Here is a 16436-nt window from a genome sequence, read left to right on the forward strand (position 1 = left end):
TACTGGGCGATCAGATCCTCCGGCGTCACACACTGCACCTCAGGGTCGTACGGTGAGGCCACCGGCTTCCGGTAGGGAGTGGCCGCGTACAGCCGCATCGCCGCCGTCCGGCCCAGGGCCCGGACCGCGAACGCGACCTGATCGATCCGCGCCGCCCCCGACACGGCGGCTTCGGTGAGGACACGGAACTTGCGGGCGCCTCGGGCAATCGCGGCCAGGTCGGCGGCGGTCTTGTGGTGGAAGTCGAACTTGGCGACCAGCCAGTCCCGCAGGGCCGAGAACCCGTCGACATCACGATGGATCTTCCAGGCCTGGGCCTTGATGACTTGGGCGAGCACTCGGGCGTGGAAGGCGTTGATGGCCGCAGCCGCCGCATCCAGGTCGGTGCGGATCTCCCTGGCGGTCTCACTCCGCTCTACCGGGTTCAGCTTCGCTGCCATGTCCACACCTCCCCGATCCGATCCTTCGATCGCCTGGTCTGTTTCCGTCCGGTTGTGCTACATCAATGGTGACAGCCGAACCAGCGCTTGCCATCACCCGCAGGGTTGGAGAAGACTCATGTTCACCGCCCGGGACCGGTGGCGTCCCAAGCGATCCACGCCCGACGCCGCACACGCCCGACAGAAGACGAACCTCCCTCGCGGCAACCCGGGGTCACTCGGCCCGAGACACGCCGCAGACACCAGCCCTCCACACACCTCACCGTCGCTGATCGCCTGAAGTCGGGCCCTCTGCCGTCCCGGCCACGGAAAGAGTGCCCGAGCGGTGTCGTCGCTCGATTGAAGGCTGGGCCGGTCGGGCCCGAGCTCAGCTTCCGGTAAGCACCAGCCTGTCCCCATCGTGCCGCGGGGACGGGGGACAATCAGGGCGTGAACGCCTTCGCGGTGCGCGTGCGGTTCGCGCCCCGGGTGATCAATCTCGTCGCCGGGGTGCCGATGGGGCTTGCCGTGACGATGCTGATCATAGGATTGGCCAGCAGAACTCCGGTGTACATCCTCTCGGCGCCGCTGCTGATCGCCAGCATCGTGATCTGGGCTCTGCTGACCGGCGGTGTGCTTCCGTGCCTGGTCGTCACGGCCTGGGAAGTGGCGAACTATTCGATCCTCTTGAACTCGTTCGTGCCTCCCCGTTGGCGGTATCCGCTGGCTCCGGGTGATGCGTTGGTGGTGACGAGCGAAGCATTGTTCATCTGGTGGTTCTGGGGCAAGCGTTATAAGCAAGTCGACGTCGACCCGCGATGGGTGAACTCACAAGACTGGGCCAGACTGCGGGATTGGGCGGCATCGATCTGGCCTCAACCGCCGGAATACACCCACCGCAGCTCCATAATCGAATAGCGACCAGCAGCGGGCTCGGCATCCGGAACGAAAGGTTGTCGTCGCTCACCGGCGGCTTCACCACTTCGCAGCGCCGCAGCAGCGGGCCCAGCTCGGCGATCACCACTTCGGACTCCATCCGGGACAGCTGACTGCCCAGGCACCGGTGCGCGCCCGCGCCGAAGGCCAGGTGCCTGCGCGAGCCCTTCTGCCCGGGGACCATCCGGTGCGGGCATTCGGCCACGCCCTCGTCCGCGCCCGCCGCCGTCAGCCAGACCAGGATCGATTCCCCGGCCTTCACCGGGAGCCCGCCGATCTCGGTGTCCACCGCCGCGACCCTGCGCCAGGAGGTGATCGAGGAATGGAGCCGCAGCCCCTCCTCGACTACCGCCGCGGGGCGGGCGTCCAGGAGCTCGGGGCGTTCGATGAGCTGGTGCGCCAAGACCGTGAGGAACTGCGAGGTCGTCTCCTGCCCGGCCACCAGCAGGAAGAACAGCGCCGCCGTCGCGGCCTCCTCGCCCTCCCGGTCGCGCACCGCCCCCAACGTGCTGCTCGCGTTCGCCGTGTAAGAACGCAGCAGCCGGTGGTAGGGGCCCACGATCCCGGCGAGCTCGAGCTGGCGCTCCGGTCCCGGTCGGCCCCAGAAGAGTTCCAGCGCCGCCCTTGAGAACCGCTTCACCTCACCGGCCTCCCCGAGTTCGAGGCCCATCAGCCTCGACAGCGCCGCCAGGGGGATCTGCGAGGAGACCGCCGAGTCCAGGTCCACCGGCTCGCCCTGCCGCAGCCGCCAGGCCACCGCGCCGACCGTCCGACGCACCAGGCCCGTCAGCCACGGCCGCAGCGCCTCCACCTTGGACGGCTCGAAGACCTCGCCGAAGAGCGACCGGATGCGCTCGTGGCTGTCGGAGCCGTTGTTCGCCAGCGTCGGCGGCAGCCGGAAGCGGTGCCGGGTCAGCTCCCGCAGCGCCGCCGCCGGTATCGGCGTTATCGCGTCCAGGGCGTTGGCCGGGGAGAACCGCTCGGCATCGGCCAGTACCCGCTTCGCCAACCGGTGCTCGGCGACCACCACCTGCCCATCCTGGCGGAACACGCCCGAGGCGGGGTGGGAATGTTTCCACAGCTCGAACAGCACGCGCGCAGCGTACCTCGCCCGCGAGCGCGAGCCTCGCTCACGGTAATCTGCAATCAGCCTCCCGACGAGCCCGCACAGAAGGAGCCAGTCCCTTGCAGGAGTTCTCCTCCCAAGCCGCTTACGACCGGGGCGAGGCCGTGTGCGTCATCGGTGCCGGAGCCTCCGGCCTCATCGCGGTCAAGAACTTGCGCGAGAACGGCTTCGAGGTCGACTGCTACGAGCGCGACACCGTGCTGGGCGGCCTGTGGAACCCCTCGAACCAGCACAGTCCGCTGTACCCGAACACGCACCTGGTGACCTCGCGTTCGCAGACGGAGATCCCAGACTTCCCGATGCCGGACCACTGGCCCGACTACCCCTCGTCCGCGCAGATGCTCGAGTACCTCCAGAGCTATGCCTCGCATTTCGGCCTCGCCGAGCACATCTGGTACGGCTCGGAGATCTCGCACATCGAGTCGGTCGACGGCGCGCGCTTCGAGGTCGTGGTCAAGCCCGCCGCCGGTTCGGCGGCGCGGCGGCTGCGCTACGCGGCCGTCATCGTCGCCACCGGCCACCACTGGGTGCCGAACCTGCCCTCCTACCCGGGGCAGGACCTGTTCCGCGGCACGGTGCTGCACTCCTCGCAGCTGGGGGACGGCTCGCGCCTGCGCGGCAAGTCGGTGCTGGTCGTCGGCGGCGGGAACTCCGGCGTCGACATCGCCTGCGAGGCCGCCGTCAGCGCCTCGCGCTGCGCCCACTCGGCGCGCCGCGGATACTGGTACCTGCCCAAGTACCTCGGCGGGGAGCCCTCGGACTACGCCCTGGCGCGGCTGCATTCGCGGCCGAAGTGGATGCGGCGGTTCCTGACCGACCGGCTGCTGAAGGGCCCGCGCCGACTGGCGGCGCGCATGGGCATGGACGAGCCCGACCACGCCCACACCGATGAGGAGCCGGTCCGCAACGGCCGCTACCTCGAGCACGTCGGGGACGGCTCGATCGAGCGCCGCCCCGAGATCGCCCGCTTCGAGGGCGGCGAGGTCGTGTTCGTCGACGGCACCGAGATGCGGCCCGATGTGGTCGTGCTCGCCACCGGCTTCCGGCCCAAGCTCGCCTGCGTGCCCGCCGAACTGCTGGGAGTCGACGATGATTCGCCCTACCCGCGCCTGATGGCCCGCATGTTCTCCCCGAAGGCCGAGACGCTCGCGGTCGCCGGTCTCGTCGAGTCGGGGGTGGGCGTGCTGCCGATCGTGCACTGGCAGACCCACGCGATCTCCCACTGGCTCACCATCCGCAAGGGCGACCCCGAGCGCGCCGCGAACTTCCGCCAGCAGGTGATCAGCGAGTCCGACCAGTACGCGGTCTCCTCCAGCGGGATCTCGCCGCGCCACCGCCTGGCCGTCGACGCCCAGGAGTACCTGGCCGGCCTGGGCCGCATCATCGACACTCTCGAACAGGAGCCTGTCAAGTGAGCCTGCAAGTCTGGGTCCGCCGCACCCGTTCCCCCGAGCCCGCCGCCGTCAAGCGCGAGGTGAACGTGCTCGAGCCGGCCGATCTGCTCGATGTGGACGCCAAGGACGACCCGGACGCCTCGCCGGTGCTGTGCTGCTCGGGCGAGCCGACCGGCGCGGCCGCGTTCGGGCCGCTGTGGCTCAAGCGCATCGCCGCCTCGGGCCGCTGCGCGGCTGCGGTCAGCGTCCGCGGCCAGGGCGGCACGCCCGCCGCGCCTGGCGGTGCCGAAGCGTATGCGCACGACGTGGTGCAGGCCGCGATCGGGATGCCGCGGCAGGCCGTGCTGATCGGCCACGGGACGGGCGCCGGCTGGTGCGCGCTGGCCGCGGCGCGGTATCCGGCCGCGGCGCTGGTGCTGGTGGCGCCCCGGAAGCTCCCCAAGCGACTGCCGCGGCCGGTGGGGGAGCCGCCGGTGATGTTCGCGGTCACCGAGGCCGAGGCGCAGTCCAAAGAGGCTCAGGCCGTGACCGCCGCCTACGGGATCTCGCCGCTGACCTTCCCCGGCGGTGCCGACGAGGTCTTCAAGGGCCAGAACGCCGAGGGCCTGCTGGACGCGATCCTGTCCTGGCTGAACCGCAAGGAGGATTAGACGATCGCGCCGTCGCCGTCGTCCTCGGACTGGTCGGGCCGCAGGCGGCTGATCAGGAGCCACACGCCGAGGACGAACACGACGATTCCGAGAGCGCGGCCGGTGCCGTCGCCCAGCGGCGCGATGCCGGGGCGGACGAACAGGAGCAGCCCGCCGAGGAGGAACAGCACGCCGCCGACGGCCTGCAGACTCGGCCAGGGCAGCGGCGGCGGGTCGGGCGGGACGTAGTCCTCTTCGTCCTCGTCCTCGGGCAGTTCGGCGTCCCACAGTTCGAGGAGGGTCGGTTCGTCCTGTTCGTCCTTGGGCGGCGGCGGTGACGCCGGCTCGGGGATCTCGGCGGACTGCCCGGTGTCGAGGTCGCGGATGAGCTCGTTGAACCGCCGGTCGACGTCCTCGGGGCGCATCTCGCCGCCGTCGGGCTCCGGATCTTCCTCGTGTCCGCGTTCGGTCATTCGGCACCTCGGGTGTTCGCCAACTGCCTGTTCATGAACTCGACGCTTCCGGAGAACACAATCTCGGCGTCGTAGTCGAGGGTCGCGACGTGGTAGCTGCGCTGCAGGACGGTCGACTCGACGTCCTTGGAGCGCACCCCGGCGCGGACGACGGCGCTGTTGCGCGGGTCGACGACGTGGTCGACGGCGCTGGTGAAGATGCGGATGGGGACGGTGACGCGCGGCAGGTCGGCGCGGGTGGTCTTCCACAGCTGCCTCGCCGAGGCGAACGCGGCCAGCGGGGTCCGGTCGCTGGTCTTCTCGCGCACGTCGGGCTTGGCCAGGTCAGAGCCGATCGAGCCGACCGCCGGAAGCACGTAGCGGAGCGCGGGGGCCAGGAAGCCGCGCGGGTTGCTGTCGTAGATCGCCGGGTTGACCAGGACCAGTCCGCCCAGGTCGGCGCCGCGCAGCTCGGCCAGGCGCAGCACGAGCGAGCCGCCCATCGACAGGCCGCCGGCGAAGACGGGCCTGCCGAACGCGAGGGCCTTGTCCAGGTGGCGTTCGACCTCGCCGTACCACTGCGGCCAGCGGGTCTTGGCCAGTTCGCGCCACGGCAGGCCGTGACCGGGCAGCAGCGGGGCGACGACGTTGAATCCGGCGTCGCGCAGGTGCTCGCCCCAGGGGCGCATGCTGTCGGGATCGCTGGTGAAGCCGTGGCACAGCAGCATCGTGGCCTCGGCGTCGGGGCCGAGGTCGAAGGTGAACGCCTCGGATTGTTCTGCCACTGCGCCTCCTGTCCGTGCGGATGCCGCCCGCCAATTCTCGCACGTCCGACCCCGCGGCGGCGAATGCGCACCCGACGCCCGCAGGGGTATTGAGTACTACCGATACGCTTGTGGCTGTGTTCTATACGGTGTTGCGCTACACGCTGGGGCCGTTGCTGTGGGTTATCTGGCGCCCCCGCGTCGAGGGCCTGCACTACGTGCCCGACCAGGGGGCGGCGATCCTCGCCAGCAACCATCTGTCGTTCTCGGACTCGTTCTTCCTGCCGCTGGTGATCCGGAAGCGGCCGATCACCTTCATCGCCAAGGAGGAGTACTTCACCGGGACGGGCCTCAAGGGCCGGCTCAGCCGGGCCTTCTTCACCGGGGTCGGGGCGATCCCGGTCGACCGCACCGGCGGGGACGCGGCGAACTTGGCGCTGCTGACCGGGCTGCGGGTGCTGAAGGAGGGGCGCCTGTTCGGGATCTACCCGGAGGGGACGCGTTCGCCGGACGGGCGGCTGTACCGCGGCAAGACCGGGGTGGCGCGTTTGTCGCTCCAGACCGGGGCGCCGGTGATCCCGGTGGCGATGCTCAACACCGGCCGGTTGCAGCCGATCGGCAGGCGGCTGCCGAAGATCGGGCGGGTGCGCATCCGCATCGGGCCGCCGTTGGACTTCGCCCGCTTCAAAGGGCTGGTGGGCGACCGCACGGTCGAGCGCGCGGTGACCGACGAGGTCATGGACGCGCTGCGGGAGCTGTCCGGGCAGGACTACGTCGACGAGTACGCAGCGAAGGTCAAGGACCGGGAAGCCTAGGGTCCGTTCAAGCGTTTGCCTCGGTGCTCAGCGTTCGGCCCATGAACGCGCGCATGGTTCGGCTCCGCCGCTGCGCTCATTGTTCGGCTCCGCCGAATCCTGCGCGGCGGCGCAGCGCCGGGAGGTCGACCACCACGATCTTGCGGCCCTCGGTGCGCAGCCAGCCGCGGTTGGCGAAGATCCCGATCGCCTGGTTGACGCTCTGGCGCGAGCCGCCGGCCATCTCGGCCAGCTGGGTCTGGTTGAGTTCGATCGTGGTCATGGGGGAGGAGTGCTGCTCGGCCAGGCGCACCAGAGTCTTGGCGACCCTCCCGGGCAGGTCCAGGAAGACGTGGTCGGAGGACTGCTCGGTGAGCCGCCGGACGATGACGCCCATCGAGCGCATCACCGAGTCCAGCATCTTGGGGCTGCCGTGGACCAGCTCGAGGAACGACGAGCGGGCCAGCGCCAGCGCGGTGGTGTCCTCCAGGGCCTCGGCCGAGGCCGAACGGGGAGACCCGTCAAGCAGCGATACCTCGCCGAGCACCTCGGGCGCGCGGGCGACGTGCAGCATCGCGCGCTCGCCGGTGGCGGCGGTGCGGAAGACGCTGACCGCCCCCGAGCGGATCATGATCAGCGACTCGCCCGGTTCCCCCTCGAAGAACAGCAGGCGGCCGCGGCGGTAGTGGCGGGGTACCGCCACGTCCGCGATCCTGCGCCGGGCCTGTGGGTCGAGGCCGGCGAACATGGCGACGCCTGCAAGCGGGTCTTCAGATGGGTTTGCACCCATAGTTCTTCCCCCTTCGGTGGGACCGATCCGCGGGTTCCCTCCGATGATCGCTGTCTTTTCCGTCGTTGTGAAGGGCTTGGTGTCGGAAACTTCACGCTCCGTTGGCGCGTGTGTCCGCTCGCGCTTCGTGTCGCTCGCCCGGATGTACGATCGACTCTACGAATTTTATAGTCCAATGTCCGGTATCGGGGTTCATGACGCTCGAATGCGTGGTCGGATACCGGCTCACAGATCGTATGGCGTAGCGTCGAGCTCAGACCGGCGACATACGGGCGCGGGCCGAGAAGGGCCGAACGAACCGCCCGTGATCCTACGAAAGGCCGAGTGTGGCGTACCGATACTTCTACGACTGCGAGTTCATCGAGGACGGTCGCGTCATCGACCTGGTCTCCATCGCGGTCGTAGACGAGCACGGTCGGGAATACTACGCCGTCTCAACGGAGTTCGACCCGTCGCGGGCGATCGAATGGGTGCGCCGGAACGTGCTCGACAAACTCCCGGCCCCGGCCAGTTCCCTGTGGAAGGACCGCGCCGCGATCCGCGACGAGCTCTACGAGTTCCTGGTCGCGCCGGTCCGCAAGAAGACCGGCTCGCACCCGGGGGAGCGGATCGAGCTGTGGGCCTGGTACGGCGCCTACGACCACGTCGTGTTCGCCCAGTTGTGGGGCACGATGCCGGACCTGCCGCGGGTGCTGCCGCGCATGACCAAGGACCTGCGGCAACGCTGGGACGACCTGGGCCGCCCGGCGCTGCCGGTGGCCGACGACGCCGACCTCCACGACGCCCTCGGCGACGCCAGGCTCAATCTCGACCGGTGGCGGGCGCTGGAGGCGGCCCGCAGTGACCTGCAACTGCCGAGATAAAGTGACCTGAGTTTCGGCAATGAGGCCGCCCAGTTAAAAGTTCTCATTTCTAGGGAGTACGACGCATGCGCATTGGCGTGCTCACCGGCGGCGGAGACTGCCCCGGTCTCAACGCGGTCATCCGTGCCGCGGTCCGCAAAGGCACCAACGAATACGGCCACGAATTCGTGGGCTTCCGCTACGGATGGAAGGGCCCGATCGAGGGCATCACCCAGGAGCTGAACTGGGACACCGTCGAGAACATCCTCGACCAGGGCGGCACCATTCTCCACTCCTCGCGCACCAACCCCTACAAGATCGAGGGCGGCGTCGAGGCCATCAAGAAGAACATGGCCGAGCTCGGCGTCGACGCCCTGATCGCCATCGGCGGCGAGGACACGCTCGGCGTGGCCACCAAGCTGACCGCCGACGGCGTCAACTGCGTGGGCGTGCCGAAGACGATCGACAACGACCTGTCCGGCACCGACTACACCTTCGGCTTCGACACCGCCGTCAACATCGCCACCGAGGCGATCGACCGGCTGTGGACGACCGCCGAGTCCCACGACCGCTGCATCGTCGTGGAGGTCATGGGCCGCCACGCCGGCTGGATGACCCTGCACGCCGGCCTCGCCGGCGGCGCCAACGCGGTGCTCATCCCCGAGGTCGAGTTCGACATGCAGAAGGTCGCCGACTTCATCAAGGACCGCATGGACGCCGGCAAGTCCTCGATCGTGGCCGTCTCCGAGGGCGCGGTCGCCAAGGGCGGCGAGATGCAGCTCAAGGACGGCGAGGTCGACGCCTTCGGCCACGTCAAGCTCGGCGGCGTCGGCGACTGGGTCGCCGACGAGATCAAGAAGCGCACCGGCTCCGAGACCCGCGCGATCATCCTCGGCCACCTCCAGCGCGGCGGCGCCCCGACCGCGTTCGACCGCGTCCTGGCCACCCGCCTCGGCCTGGAGGCGGCCTCGGCCGTCCAGGAGGGCGACTTCGGCAAGATGATGGCGCTGCGCGGCACCGACATCGTGCGAATCCCGATCCACGAGGGCACCGACGTGCTCAAGACCGTCCCGGTCGAGCGCTACGCCGAGGCCGAGGTGTTCTTCGGCGCCTAGGCCCCGTTCGGCGGAAAACCGGCGCGAAAGCCACAACCGCGGGCACGTCTCACTCGTTGGTGGGACGTGCCCGCGGCATTCATAGTGGAAATCGGAAAGCTCCCGCAGCTGACCGATTTCTCGTTTCACAAGACCCTGCTCGACGTCGACTTCGACGGACTCCCGGTGACGGGCCTCGACGCCGACTTCTACCGCCGACCGGTCGGCGACCGGCTGCTCAGCGTCGGCGTGTACCGGCTGGCCGGCGCCGAGACCCATCGGGCCTGGGGCTGGGTGGGCGAGCCGCACTGCTCCTGGCACGCCTACTGGAACCCCGAGGCGGGGCGCTTCGACGGCCCCTTCCCCGGCTGCCCCGAGCTGCGTCCACTGCACGCGGACGGGAAGGTGTACGCCTTCGAGCTAGGTTCGGGACGCCTGCGCCGCCGCCATCTTGTCGGAGCGGGCCGCCAGGCGCGTGTACGCGATGGCCGAGACGGTGATCGCGAGGCCGATCGCCAGCCCGTAGCCCTTGAACGTGTGTGAGGCCGCCGGGACGAACGCCAGGATCGCCACCGGCACCTGCACCAGGCCGATCAGGCCCGCCAGCAGCCACTTGCTGCGCCCGGCCCCCCACAGCAGCGCGGTCCAGATCGGGGCCGCCACGATCGCGATGCTGGCAATGTCCAGGAACGCGTGGAGCACCGGATTGGCGACCCGGTCGTGTTGGAACGCCATCGCCGGGCTCGCCGTGGCGACGAGAACGGCGGCGACTGTCGTTACGAAGGCGAGACGACGAGTCATGCCAGACCTCCTAGGAGTAGCGAGTCCTTGACGCTACTCCCGGTAGTCGGCGATGTCTGTCAGGTATTTTGCAGTTCGGCCGCTTCCACGGTGTGCTTGAGCAGTAGCGCCGTCGTCACCGGGCCGACGCCGCCGGGCACCGGCGTCAGCCGCCCCGCCACCGCCGCGACCCGCTCGTAGTCCACGTCGCCGACCAGCCCGCCGTCTTCGGTCGGGTTGGTGCCGACGTCGATCACGGTCGCGCCGGGCTTCACGTGGTCCGGGCCGATCATCCGCGGCCGCCCGACCGCCGCCACCAGGATGTCGGCCTCGCGGCAGACCGAGGCCAGGTCCTCGGTGCGCGAATGGCAGACCGTGACCGTCGCCGACTCGGCCAGCAGCAGCAGCGCCGCGGGCTTGCCGACCACCGTCGAGCGGCCCACCACCACCGCGCGGGCCCCCTCCAGCGGCGCGCCCTCGCGCCGCAGCAGCTCCAGCACGGCCGCGCTGGTGGCCGGGGCCCAGGTCCGCAGGCCCGCGGCGAGGCGGCCGAGACTGTGCGGGTTGGCCCCGTCGATGTCCTTGTACGGGTCGATGTGGCCGCCGACCTCGGCGAGGGTCACGCCCTCCGGCAGCGGGGTCTGGCAGATGACGCCGTGGACGGCCGGGTCGGCCGACAGCTCCTGGAGCTTGGCGACGATCTCGTCCCGGCCCGGGTCCTGGAGCTGCTCGACGCGGCACTCCAGCCCCTCCTTCCGGGCGGCCTTCGCGATCGAGCGCACGTACCAGGCCGTGCCCTCGTCGTCGGTGGGCACGACCACCGCCAGCGCCGGGACCACACCGCGCCCCCGCAGTTTCTCGGCCGCCGCGGCGACCTCCTCGCGCAGGTGCTTTGCGACCGCGCGGCCGTCGATGTCGCTCATTGCCGGATCCTCTTCGCCACGGTCTGCATGATCGCCTCGGCCTGCGCCTTGGTCTGGAGCGCCTCGTTGAGCGCGCCGGCGAGGCGCTCGCGCTGGCCGGCGTCCTTGATGGAAGCGAGGTTGATGTCGACGTTCAGCGCCGCCGACTCGAGCGCGGACCTGGCGCTGGAGGCGGCCACGGCCACGTCGGAGAGCACGTTCGGGTTCGACCCGTCCAGGACTCGCCCGGCCACCTTGATGACCGCGGCGGCGTTGGCGGCGATCGCCAGCGGCACCTCGGCGGCCTCGACCAGGCCCCGCTGGATCGCCTCGGTGCGGGCGGCCTTCTCCTCGTCGGTGCCCTTGGGCAGCTTGTAGGCGGCCATGACCCCCGAGAACGCCTCGGCGTCGTCCTCGGCCAGAGCGAGCGCCTCGCCGCGGAGCCGCTCGGCCTCGGCCAGGGCCTCCCGCATGACCGCTTCGTGCTCGGCGAACTTCGGTTTCCCGATGGTCAGGTTGCACACCATGGACACCAGCGCCGCGCCGGTGGCCGCGTTCAGTCCCGCGGCGGCGCCGCCGCCCGGGGCGGGCTTGGCCGACGCCAGGTCGGCCAGCCATTCCTCAATAGTCGTCTTGCGCACCGGCTCAGCCTAGACTCGTCGCCAAAGGTGGGATGTCTCAGTTCGCGGATGGCGTGCCCGGGTTCACCCATTGACCCATTGAGACGGGGAAACATCTTGACATCCTGCCCTCCCTCAGGGGGGATTTCCGGCTAGCTCGCCGCGTGAGCGGTGAGGGTACGGGTGGGTTCCTGCTTCTGTCCCTTACGGGGGCTGCCAGATCCGCCAGGCACGCCTGGTCTTACGTCCTGTCCACAGGCGTTTACCGTCTCCGCCTGCCCGGCGGCGACCGTGTGGTCTCGTGCGAGGCGCCTGCCCTCACGCCTGATATTGAGTTCTGCGTTGCCGTCACGGTCATGCACCGCGCCGCACCCGCACGCCCACTCTCGGACCTTGAGGCCTTCGAGGCCCTTCGGCCCTGTCAGGGAACTGCACGCCGAGCACAGCTGGGTGGACGGGAAGCACCGGTCGACTTTCACGAATGTGCGGCCGGTGCGCACGGCCTTGGATTCGAGGAGTGTCAGGAACCGGCCGAGCGCGGCATCATGCACGCTCTTCGCGCCCCGGCCTCGGGCCAGGCCCTTCACGTTCAGGTCTTCGACAAAGATGCCTTGGTTCTCGGCAACGATCATCTTGACCTGTTTGTGGAGGAAATCATCCCGGCGATTGCGGATGTCCTCATGGGCCCGCGCGACCTTGATACGAGCCTTCGCCCGGTTCGCCGAGCCTTTCTCCTTGCGACAAAACTCCCGCTGCGCTTTCTTCAGCTTCCGCTCCATCTTGCGGAAGAACTTCGGAGACTCGATGGCCTTACCCCCGCGCAGCACCGCGAACGACTTCAGCCCCAGGTCGATCCCGGTCTCCGATGCGGCGTCCGGCAGCGGTTCGAGCAGGTCGGTGTCCGCATCGACCACGACCACGAAACTGGCGTAATACTTCCCTGTCGGGGTTTTGACGACCGTCACAGAGCTCGGCGCCGACGGCAGCTCGCGCGACCACGCGACCTTCAGCTCCCCGACCTTCGCCACAAACAGCCGACCATTCGATCGGAGGCTGAACCCGTTGCGCGTGTACCGGGCCGCCTGCCTGTGCGATCGACGTTTGAAGCGGGGCGGCCCCACCCTCGCTCCGACCCGCTTACGTTTGAGCGAGTCGAAGAAGTTCCTGTAGGCGCTGTGGCAGTCCCGTAGTGCCTGCTGCAACGGCACAGTCGACACCCCCGCGAGCCACATCCGCTCGGGAGTCCGTTTCGCCTCGGTGATCAGCCGTTTGTCGAGCTCCGCCGTCGAAGGGAACGGCAGCCCCTCCGCATGGGCGCGTCGGCGTGCCGCGACCGCATCATTGAACACCGTCCGTACACACCCGAACGTCCGCGCCAACGCGACCCGCTGCGGCGCGGTCGGATAGACCCGGTAAGTGTAACGAAGATGCACACCGAAAACATAACGCCTGAGTAGGACAATTCCTTCGTACCAATCTCACTCAGCGGGATTGCGAGACAGCGAGCAATCACTCCGGATATGCCGGCCTGAAGCCACGAGCATCCTCCGGGAAATCCGGTGATCGGGGACCGAAATGCCCGCGTAAGATAAGCGCGTGAAACGTCAATGGCATGATCTGCGCAATCCCGGACTCGTCCCCGTCGCCGCCGACGCGGAGGTGGCCGAACGCTATCAGCTCGACGCCTGGCGCGAACTGCCCCGGGAGCAGATGCCGCCGTGGCCCGACTACGACGAGGTCCAGGACGTGGCCGGCGTGCTCAACGCCGTGCCCCCCATCGTCGCCCCCTATGAGGTCGACCACCTGCGCGGCCTCCTCGCCGAGGTCTGCGAGGGCCGGGCGTTCCTCATGCAGGGCGGCGACTGCGCCGAGACCTTCATCGACAACACCGAGCACCACGTGCTGGCCAACATGCGCACGCTGCTGCAGATGGCGGTCGTGCTCACCTACGGCGCCTCGATGCCTGTGGTCAAGATCGGGCGCGTCGCCGGGCAGTACTCCAAGCCGCGCTCCAAACCGGTCGACGCGCTCGGCCTGCCGACCTACCGCGGCGACATGTTCAACTCCCTGGAGGCCACCGAAGAGGCCCGGGTGTGCGACCCGCAGCGGATGATCCGCGCCTACGCCAACGCGGCCGCGGCGATGAACATGCTCCGCGCCTACCTGCGCGGCGGACTGGCCGACCTCCAGGCCGTCCACGATTGGAACAAGGACTTCGTCCGCAACTCCGCGGCCGGTGAGCGCTACGAGGCGATCGGACGCGAGATCGACCGGGCGGTGCGGTTCATGGCCGCCTGCGGGGTCGAGGACGACGCCCTGCACACCGCCGAGGTCTTCGCCTCCCACGAGATGCTCGCCATCGAGTACGACCGGGCCATGACCCGGATCTTCGACGGCAGGGCCTATGCGCTGTCGGGCCACATGCTGTGGAACGGCGAGCGGACCCGCCAGCTGGGCGGGGCCCACATCGACTTCCTCTCGCGCGTGGCCAACCCGGTCGGCTGCAAGATCGGCCCGACCGCCAGCCCCGAGTGGGTGGTGGAGATGTGCGGCAAGCTCAACCCCGACAACGTGCCCGGCAAGCTGGTGGTCATCTCCCGCATGGGCCACAAGCAGGTCCGCACGGTGCTGCCGCCGATCATCGAGAAGGTCCGGGCCGCCGGCTGCAAGGTCGTCTGGCAGTGCGACCCGATGCACGGCAACACCTACGAGTCCGAGTCCGGGTACAAGACCCGCGCGTTCGACCAGGTCATCGACGAGGTCCTCGGCTTCTTCGAGGTGCACCGGGAGACCGGCACGCATCCCGGCGGCATCCACATCGAACTGACCGGTGAGGACGTCACCGAGTGCGTCGGCGGCGCCCAGGAGATCCGCGACGACCAGCTCGCGCACCGCTACGAGACCGCCTGCGACCCGCGCCTGAACACCCAGCAGTCGCTGGAGCTGGCCTTCCTGGTCGCAGAGATGTTGAGGCACTAGACAAATAGACTCGTGCGCATGAGCGCGCACGACCTGTTCCTGCTCGGCGGAGTGTTCCCCGGCGCGACGCCGGCGGAGTCGCTCCGCCGAATCGTCTCCTATGCCCGGACGGCCGAGGCCGCGGGCCTGGACGGCGCCTGGGTCGCCGAGCACCACTTCATCGAGTACGGCGCCAATCCCTCGGCGACGCTGATGGCCTCGCACCTGCTGGCCGCGACCGAGCGGATCCAGGTCGGCACGTCGGTGGCGGTCCTGTCCAACCGGCACCCGGTGGCCCTGGGGGAGGAGGCGGCGACCCTCGACGCGCTCGCGCCGGGCCGCTTCCGGCTCGGGGTCGGCCGGGGCGGGCCCTGGATCGACCTGGACGTCTTCGGCGGCGGCCTGGACCGCTTCGAGCGCGGCTTCGAGGAGGGCCTGCGGCTGCTGCTGCGGTGGCTGTCAGGGGAGAAGGAGGTCGCGCACGCCGGGGAGTTCTTCGACCTACTGCCAGTGCGGGTCATGCCGCCGGGGCAGGGCCGCCCGGTGTGGGTGGCGGCTACCGGCGAGGGCACGGCTCGGTTGGCCGGGCGGCTCGGGCAGCCGCTGCTGCTGGGCATGCACGCCTCCGACACCGACCACGTGGCGCTGCTGCGGGCCTGGGGCGAGGAGGCCGAGGCGGCCGGGTTCGATCCGGGCGCGGCCGAGCACGTCTCGGCCCACCTGGCGCAGGTCGCCGACGCCCCCGCGGAGGTCGAGCGGCTGCGGGCCTCGCTGACCGAGCTGCTCGAGAGAGGCGTCGGCCAGTACGTGAGTCTGAAACCGTCCGGGCGCGCGCGGGACCACGCGGCCTACGTGGACTGGATGATCGGACGGCACGCCGTCGGCGGCCCGGAGCACGTGGCCGAGCGCCTGGCCGCCTCGGCCGCGGCCACCGGCGTGTCGCGGCAGCTGCTGCTGGTCGAGGGGCTCGGTGAGGCCGGGGCGGTCCGCGAGAACATCGGCAGGCTCGGCGTAGCCCTGGGGGACGTCGGCTGATCCGGCCGTTACCGCGGCCGGCGCATCGCGTGATCGAGGGCGTCGAGCACGGTCGCGTCCCGGTGGGCGAAGCCGTTCTCCCGCAGCACGGCCGGGTCGATCTTCGCTCCGCGCAGGAGTTCGACGGCGGCCTCGCCGGCGACCAGGCGGGCGGCCCAGCCGGGGATGACCCACGGGGCGGGCCGGTGCAGGACCGCGGCCATGGACTTGGTGAACTCGCGGTTGGTCGCCGGGGTGGGGCCGACCATGTTGACCGGGCCGGAGACGTCGCTCTCCAGCAGGAAGACCGCGGCGGCGGTCCAGTCGCGCAGGGATATCCACGGCAGGTACTGGCGGCCGTCGCCGAAGCGGCCGCCGATGCACAGCTTGAACACCGGGGCGAGCTTGGCCAGCAGCGGGCTGCCCGGGCCCAGCACGTGGCCGGTGCGCAGGCGCACCACGCGGGCCCCGGCCTGCCGCGCGGCCTTGGTGGCCGTCTCCCAGGCCAGGCAGGTCTTGCCGAGGTAGTCGGCGGCGGCGGGAGTGGACTCGTCGACCTGGACGTTCGCGCGGTCGCCGTACCAGCCGATCGCCGAGGCGTTGAGCAGCGCCGGGGTTCCGGCGGCGGCGACCGCCTCGGCCAGGACGCGGGTCGGGATGACCCGGGAGGCCGCTATCCGCTTCTTGTACGCCTCGTTCCAGCGCCTGCCGGCGATCGGCACGCCGCACAGGTTCACCACGGCGTCGGCGCCGTCGAGGATGGCGGGGTCGAGCGCTTCCCGGTAGGGGTCCCACCGGATTTCGTTCTCCTCGTCGGGGCGGTGCCGCACCAGCCTGACGATGTCGTGGCCCTCCAGGGCGTCCATGAGGGCGGTGCCGAGGTAGCCGCTCGATCCGGCGATGACGATCCGCATGGATCCCA

The 16436-nt window shown here is 69.9% G+C and carries 18 protein-coding genes; 7 read left to right on the forward strand and 11 right to left on the reverse strand.

Annotation, left to right across the window (positions count from 1 at the left end):
* From JFB92_RS18090 to JFB92_RS18100, 3 genes are all read right to left on the reverse strand, one after another.
* A partial coding sequence (locus JFB92_RS18090; RefSeq protein WP_199042107.1) for a hypothetical protein occupies positions 1 to 440 on the reverse strand: 440 nt, incomplete at its 3' end.
* 422 nt (positions 441 to 862) lie between these two features.
* Positions 863 to 1075, reverse strand: a complete 213-nt coding sequence (locus JFB92_RS18095; protein WP_199042110.1) for a hypothetical protein — start codon at positions 1073 to 1075, stop codon at positions 863 to 865.
* A 110-nt stretch (positions 1076 to 1185) separates the two neighbouring features.
* The gene (locus JFB92_RS18100; protein ID WP_199042112.1) at positions 1186 to 2448 is read right to left on the reverse strand and encodes a cytochrome P450; all 1263 of its coding nucleotides are present in this window, start codon (positions 2446 to 2448) and stop codon (positions 1186 to 1188) included.
* Between the two features lie 92 nt (positions 2449 to 2540).
* Between JFB92_RS18100 and JFB92_RS18105 the strand changes: the two genes are divergently transcribed.
* Together JFB92_RS18105 and JFB92_RS18110 are read left to right on the forward strand one after the other, a co-directional pair.
* Positions 2541 to 3896, forward strand: a complete 1356-nt coding sequence (locus JFB92_RS18105) for a flavin-containing monooxygenase (RefSeq protein ID WP_199042114.1) — start codon at positions 2541 to 2543, stop codon at positions 3894 to 3896.
* On the forward strand, positions 3893 to 4525 hold the full coding sequence (locus JFB92_RS18110) for an alpha/beta fold hydrolase (protein ID WP_199042122.1): 633 nt from the start codon (positions 3893 to 3895) through the stop codon (positions 4523 to 4525). The genes JFB92_RS18105 and JFB92_RS18110 overlap by 4 nt, the downstream gene beginning before the upstream one ends.
* Here the strand turns inward: JFB92_RS18110 and JFB92_RS18115 are convergent.
* Complete coding sequence (locus JFB92_RS18115; protein WP_199042124.1) at positions 4522 to 4977, reverse strand: hypothetical protein; 456 nt, start codon at positions 4975 to 4977, stop codon at positions 4522 to 4524. The genes JFB92_RS18110 and JFB92_RS18115 overlap by 4 nt on opposite strands.
* Positions 4974 to 5741, reverse strand: a complete 768-nt coding sequence (locus JFB92_RS18120) for an alpha/beta hydrolase (RefSeq protein ID WP_199042126.1) — start codon at positions 5739 to 5741, stop codon at positions 4974 to 4976. Before JFB92_RS18120 ends, JFB92_RS18115 begins: the two co-directional genes overlap by 4 nt.
* A gap of 116 nt (positions 5742 to 5857) precedes the next feature.
* On the opposite strand from JFB92_RS18120, the gene JFB92_RS18125 reads away from it, so the two are divergent.
* The gene (locus JFB92_RS18125; RefSeq protein ID WP_307789203.1) at positions 5858 to 6535 is read left to right on the forward strand and encodes a lysophospholipid acyltransferase family protein; all 678 of its coding nucleotides are present in this window, start codon (positions 5858 to 5860) and stop codon (positions 6533 to 6535) included.
* Between the two features lie 76 nt (positions 6536 to 6611).
* Here the strand turns inward: JFB92_RS18125 and JFB92_RS18130 are convergent, their stop codons facing one another.
* Positions 6612 to 7304: a Crp/Fnr family transcriptional regulator gene (locus tag JFB92_RS18130; RefSeq protein WP_199042128.1), complete on the reverse strand. Its 693-nt coding sequence runs from the start codon at positions 7302 to 7304 to the stop codon at positions 6612 to 6614.
* A 326-nt stretch (positions 7305 to 7630) separates the two neighbouring features.
* Here JFB92_RS18130 and JFB92_RS18135 point away from each other — a divergent pair, with 326 nt between their 5' ends.
* Together JFB92_RS18135 and JFB92_RS18140 are read left to right on the forward strand one after the other, a co-directional pair.
* Entirely contained in the window at positions 7631 to 8167 is a 537-nt protein-coding gene (locus JFB92_RS18135) for a polyadenylate-specific 3'-exoribonuclease AS (protein ID WP_199042137.1), read from the forward strand.
* A 65-nt stretch (positions 8168 to 8232) separates the two neighbouring features.
* On the forward strand, positions 8233 to 9261 hold the full coding sequence (locus JFB92_RS18140) for a 6-phosphofructokinase (RefSeq protein WP_199042139.1): 1029 nt from the start codon (positions 8233 to 8235) through the stop codon (positions 9259 to 9261).
* A 399-nt stretch (positions 9262 to 9660) separates the two neighbouring features.
* Here the strand turns inward: JFB92_RS18140 and JFB92_RS18145 are convergent, their stop codons facing one another.
* The 4 genes from JFB92_RS18145 to JFB92_RS18160 all read right to left on the reverse strand — a co-directional run bounded on the left by JFB92_RS18145 (position 9661) and on the right by JFB92_RS18160 (position 12975).
* Complete coding sequence (locus JFB92_RS18145; protein ID WP_199042141.1) at positions 9661 to 10041, reverse strand: hypothetical protein; 381 nt, start codon at positions 10039 to 10041, stop codon at positions 9661 to 9663.
* 59 nt (positions 10042 to 10100) lie between these two features.
* On the reverse strand, positions 10101 to 10943 hold the full coding sequence (locus JFB92_RS18150; RefSeq protein WP_199042143.1) for a bifunctional 5,10-methylenetetrahydrofolate dehydrogenase/5,10-methenyltetrahydrofolate cyclohydrolase: 843 nt from the start codon (positions 10941 to 10943) through the stop codon (positions 10101 to 10103).
* On the reverse strand, positions 10940 to 11563 hold the full coding sequence (locus JFB92_RS18155) for a cyclodeaminase/cyclohydrolase family protein (RefSeq protein WP_199042145.1): 624 nt from the start codon (positions 11561 to 11563) through the stop codon (positions 10940 to 10942). The genes JFB92_RS18150 and JFB92_RS18155 overlap by 4 nt, the downstream gene beginning before the upstream one ends.
* A 131-nt stretch (positions 11564 to 11694) precedes the next feature.
* On the reverse strand, positions 11695 to 12975 hold the full coding sequence (locus tag JFB92_RS18160) for an RNA-guided endonuclease InsQ/TnpB family protein (RefSeq protein ID WP_199042146.1): 1281 nt from the start codon (positions 12973 to 12975) through the stop codon (positions 11695 to 11697).
* A 163-nt stretch (positions 12976 to 13138) separates the two neighbouring features.
* Between JFB92_RS18160 and JFB92_RS18165 the strand changes: the two genes are divergently transcribed.
* Positions 13139 to 14521, forward strand: coding sequence for a class II 3-deoxy-7-phosphoheptulonate synthase (locus JFB92_RS18165; protein WP_199042148.1), 1383 nt, complete (start codon positions 13139 to 13141; stop codon positions 14519 to 14521).
* A gap of 18 nt (positions 14522 to 14539) precedes the next feature.
* Complete coding sequence (locus JFB92_RS18170) at positions 14540 to 15535, forward strand: LLM class flavin-dependent oxidoreductase (protein WP_199042150.1); 996 nt, start codon at positions 14540 to 14542, stop codon at positions 15533 to 15535.
* 8 nt (positions 15536 to 15543) lie between these two features.
* Here JFB92_RS18170 and JFB92_RS18175 read toward each other — a convergent pair whose 3' ends face one another.
* Positions 15544 to 16428 (reverse strand): TIGR01777 family oxidoreductase, encoded by an 885-nt coding sequence (locus JFB92_RS18175; protein ID WP_199042152.1) that lies wholly within the window; start codon positions 16426 to 16428, stop codon positions 15544 to 15546.
* Positions 16429 to 16436 lie beyond the last annotated feature (8 nt).

Origin of the sequence: Glycomyces salinus, assembly GCF_016428645.1 — a bacterium.
In the GTDB taxonomy this organism is placed as follows: Bacteria; Actinomycetota; Actinomycetes; order Mycobacteriales; family Micromonosporaceae; genus Glycomyces; species Glycomyces salinus.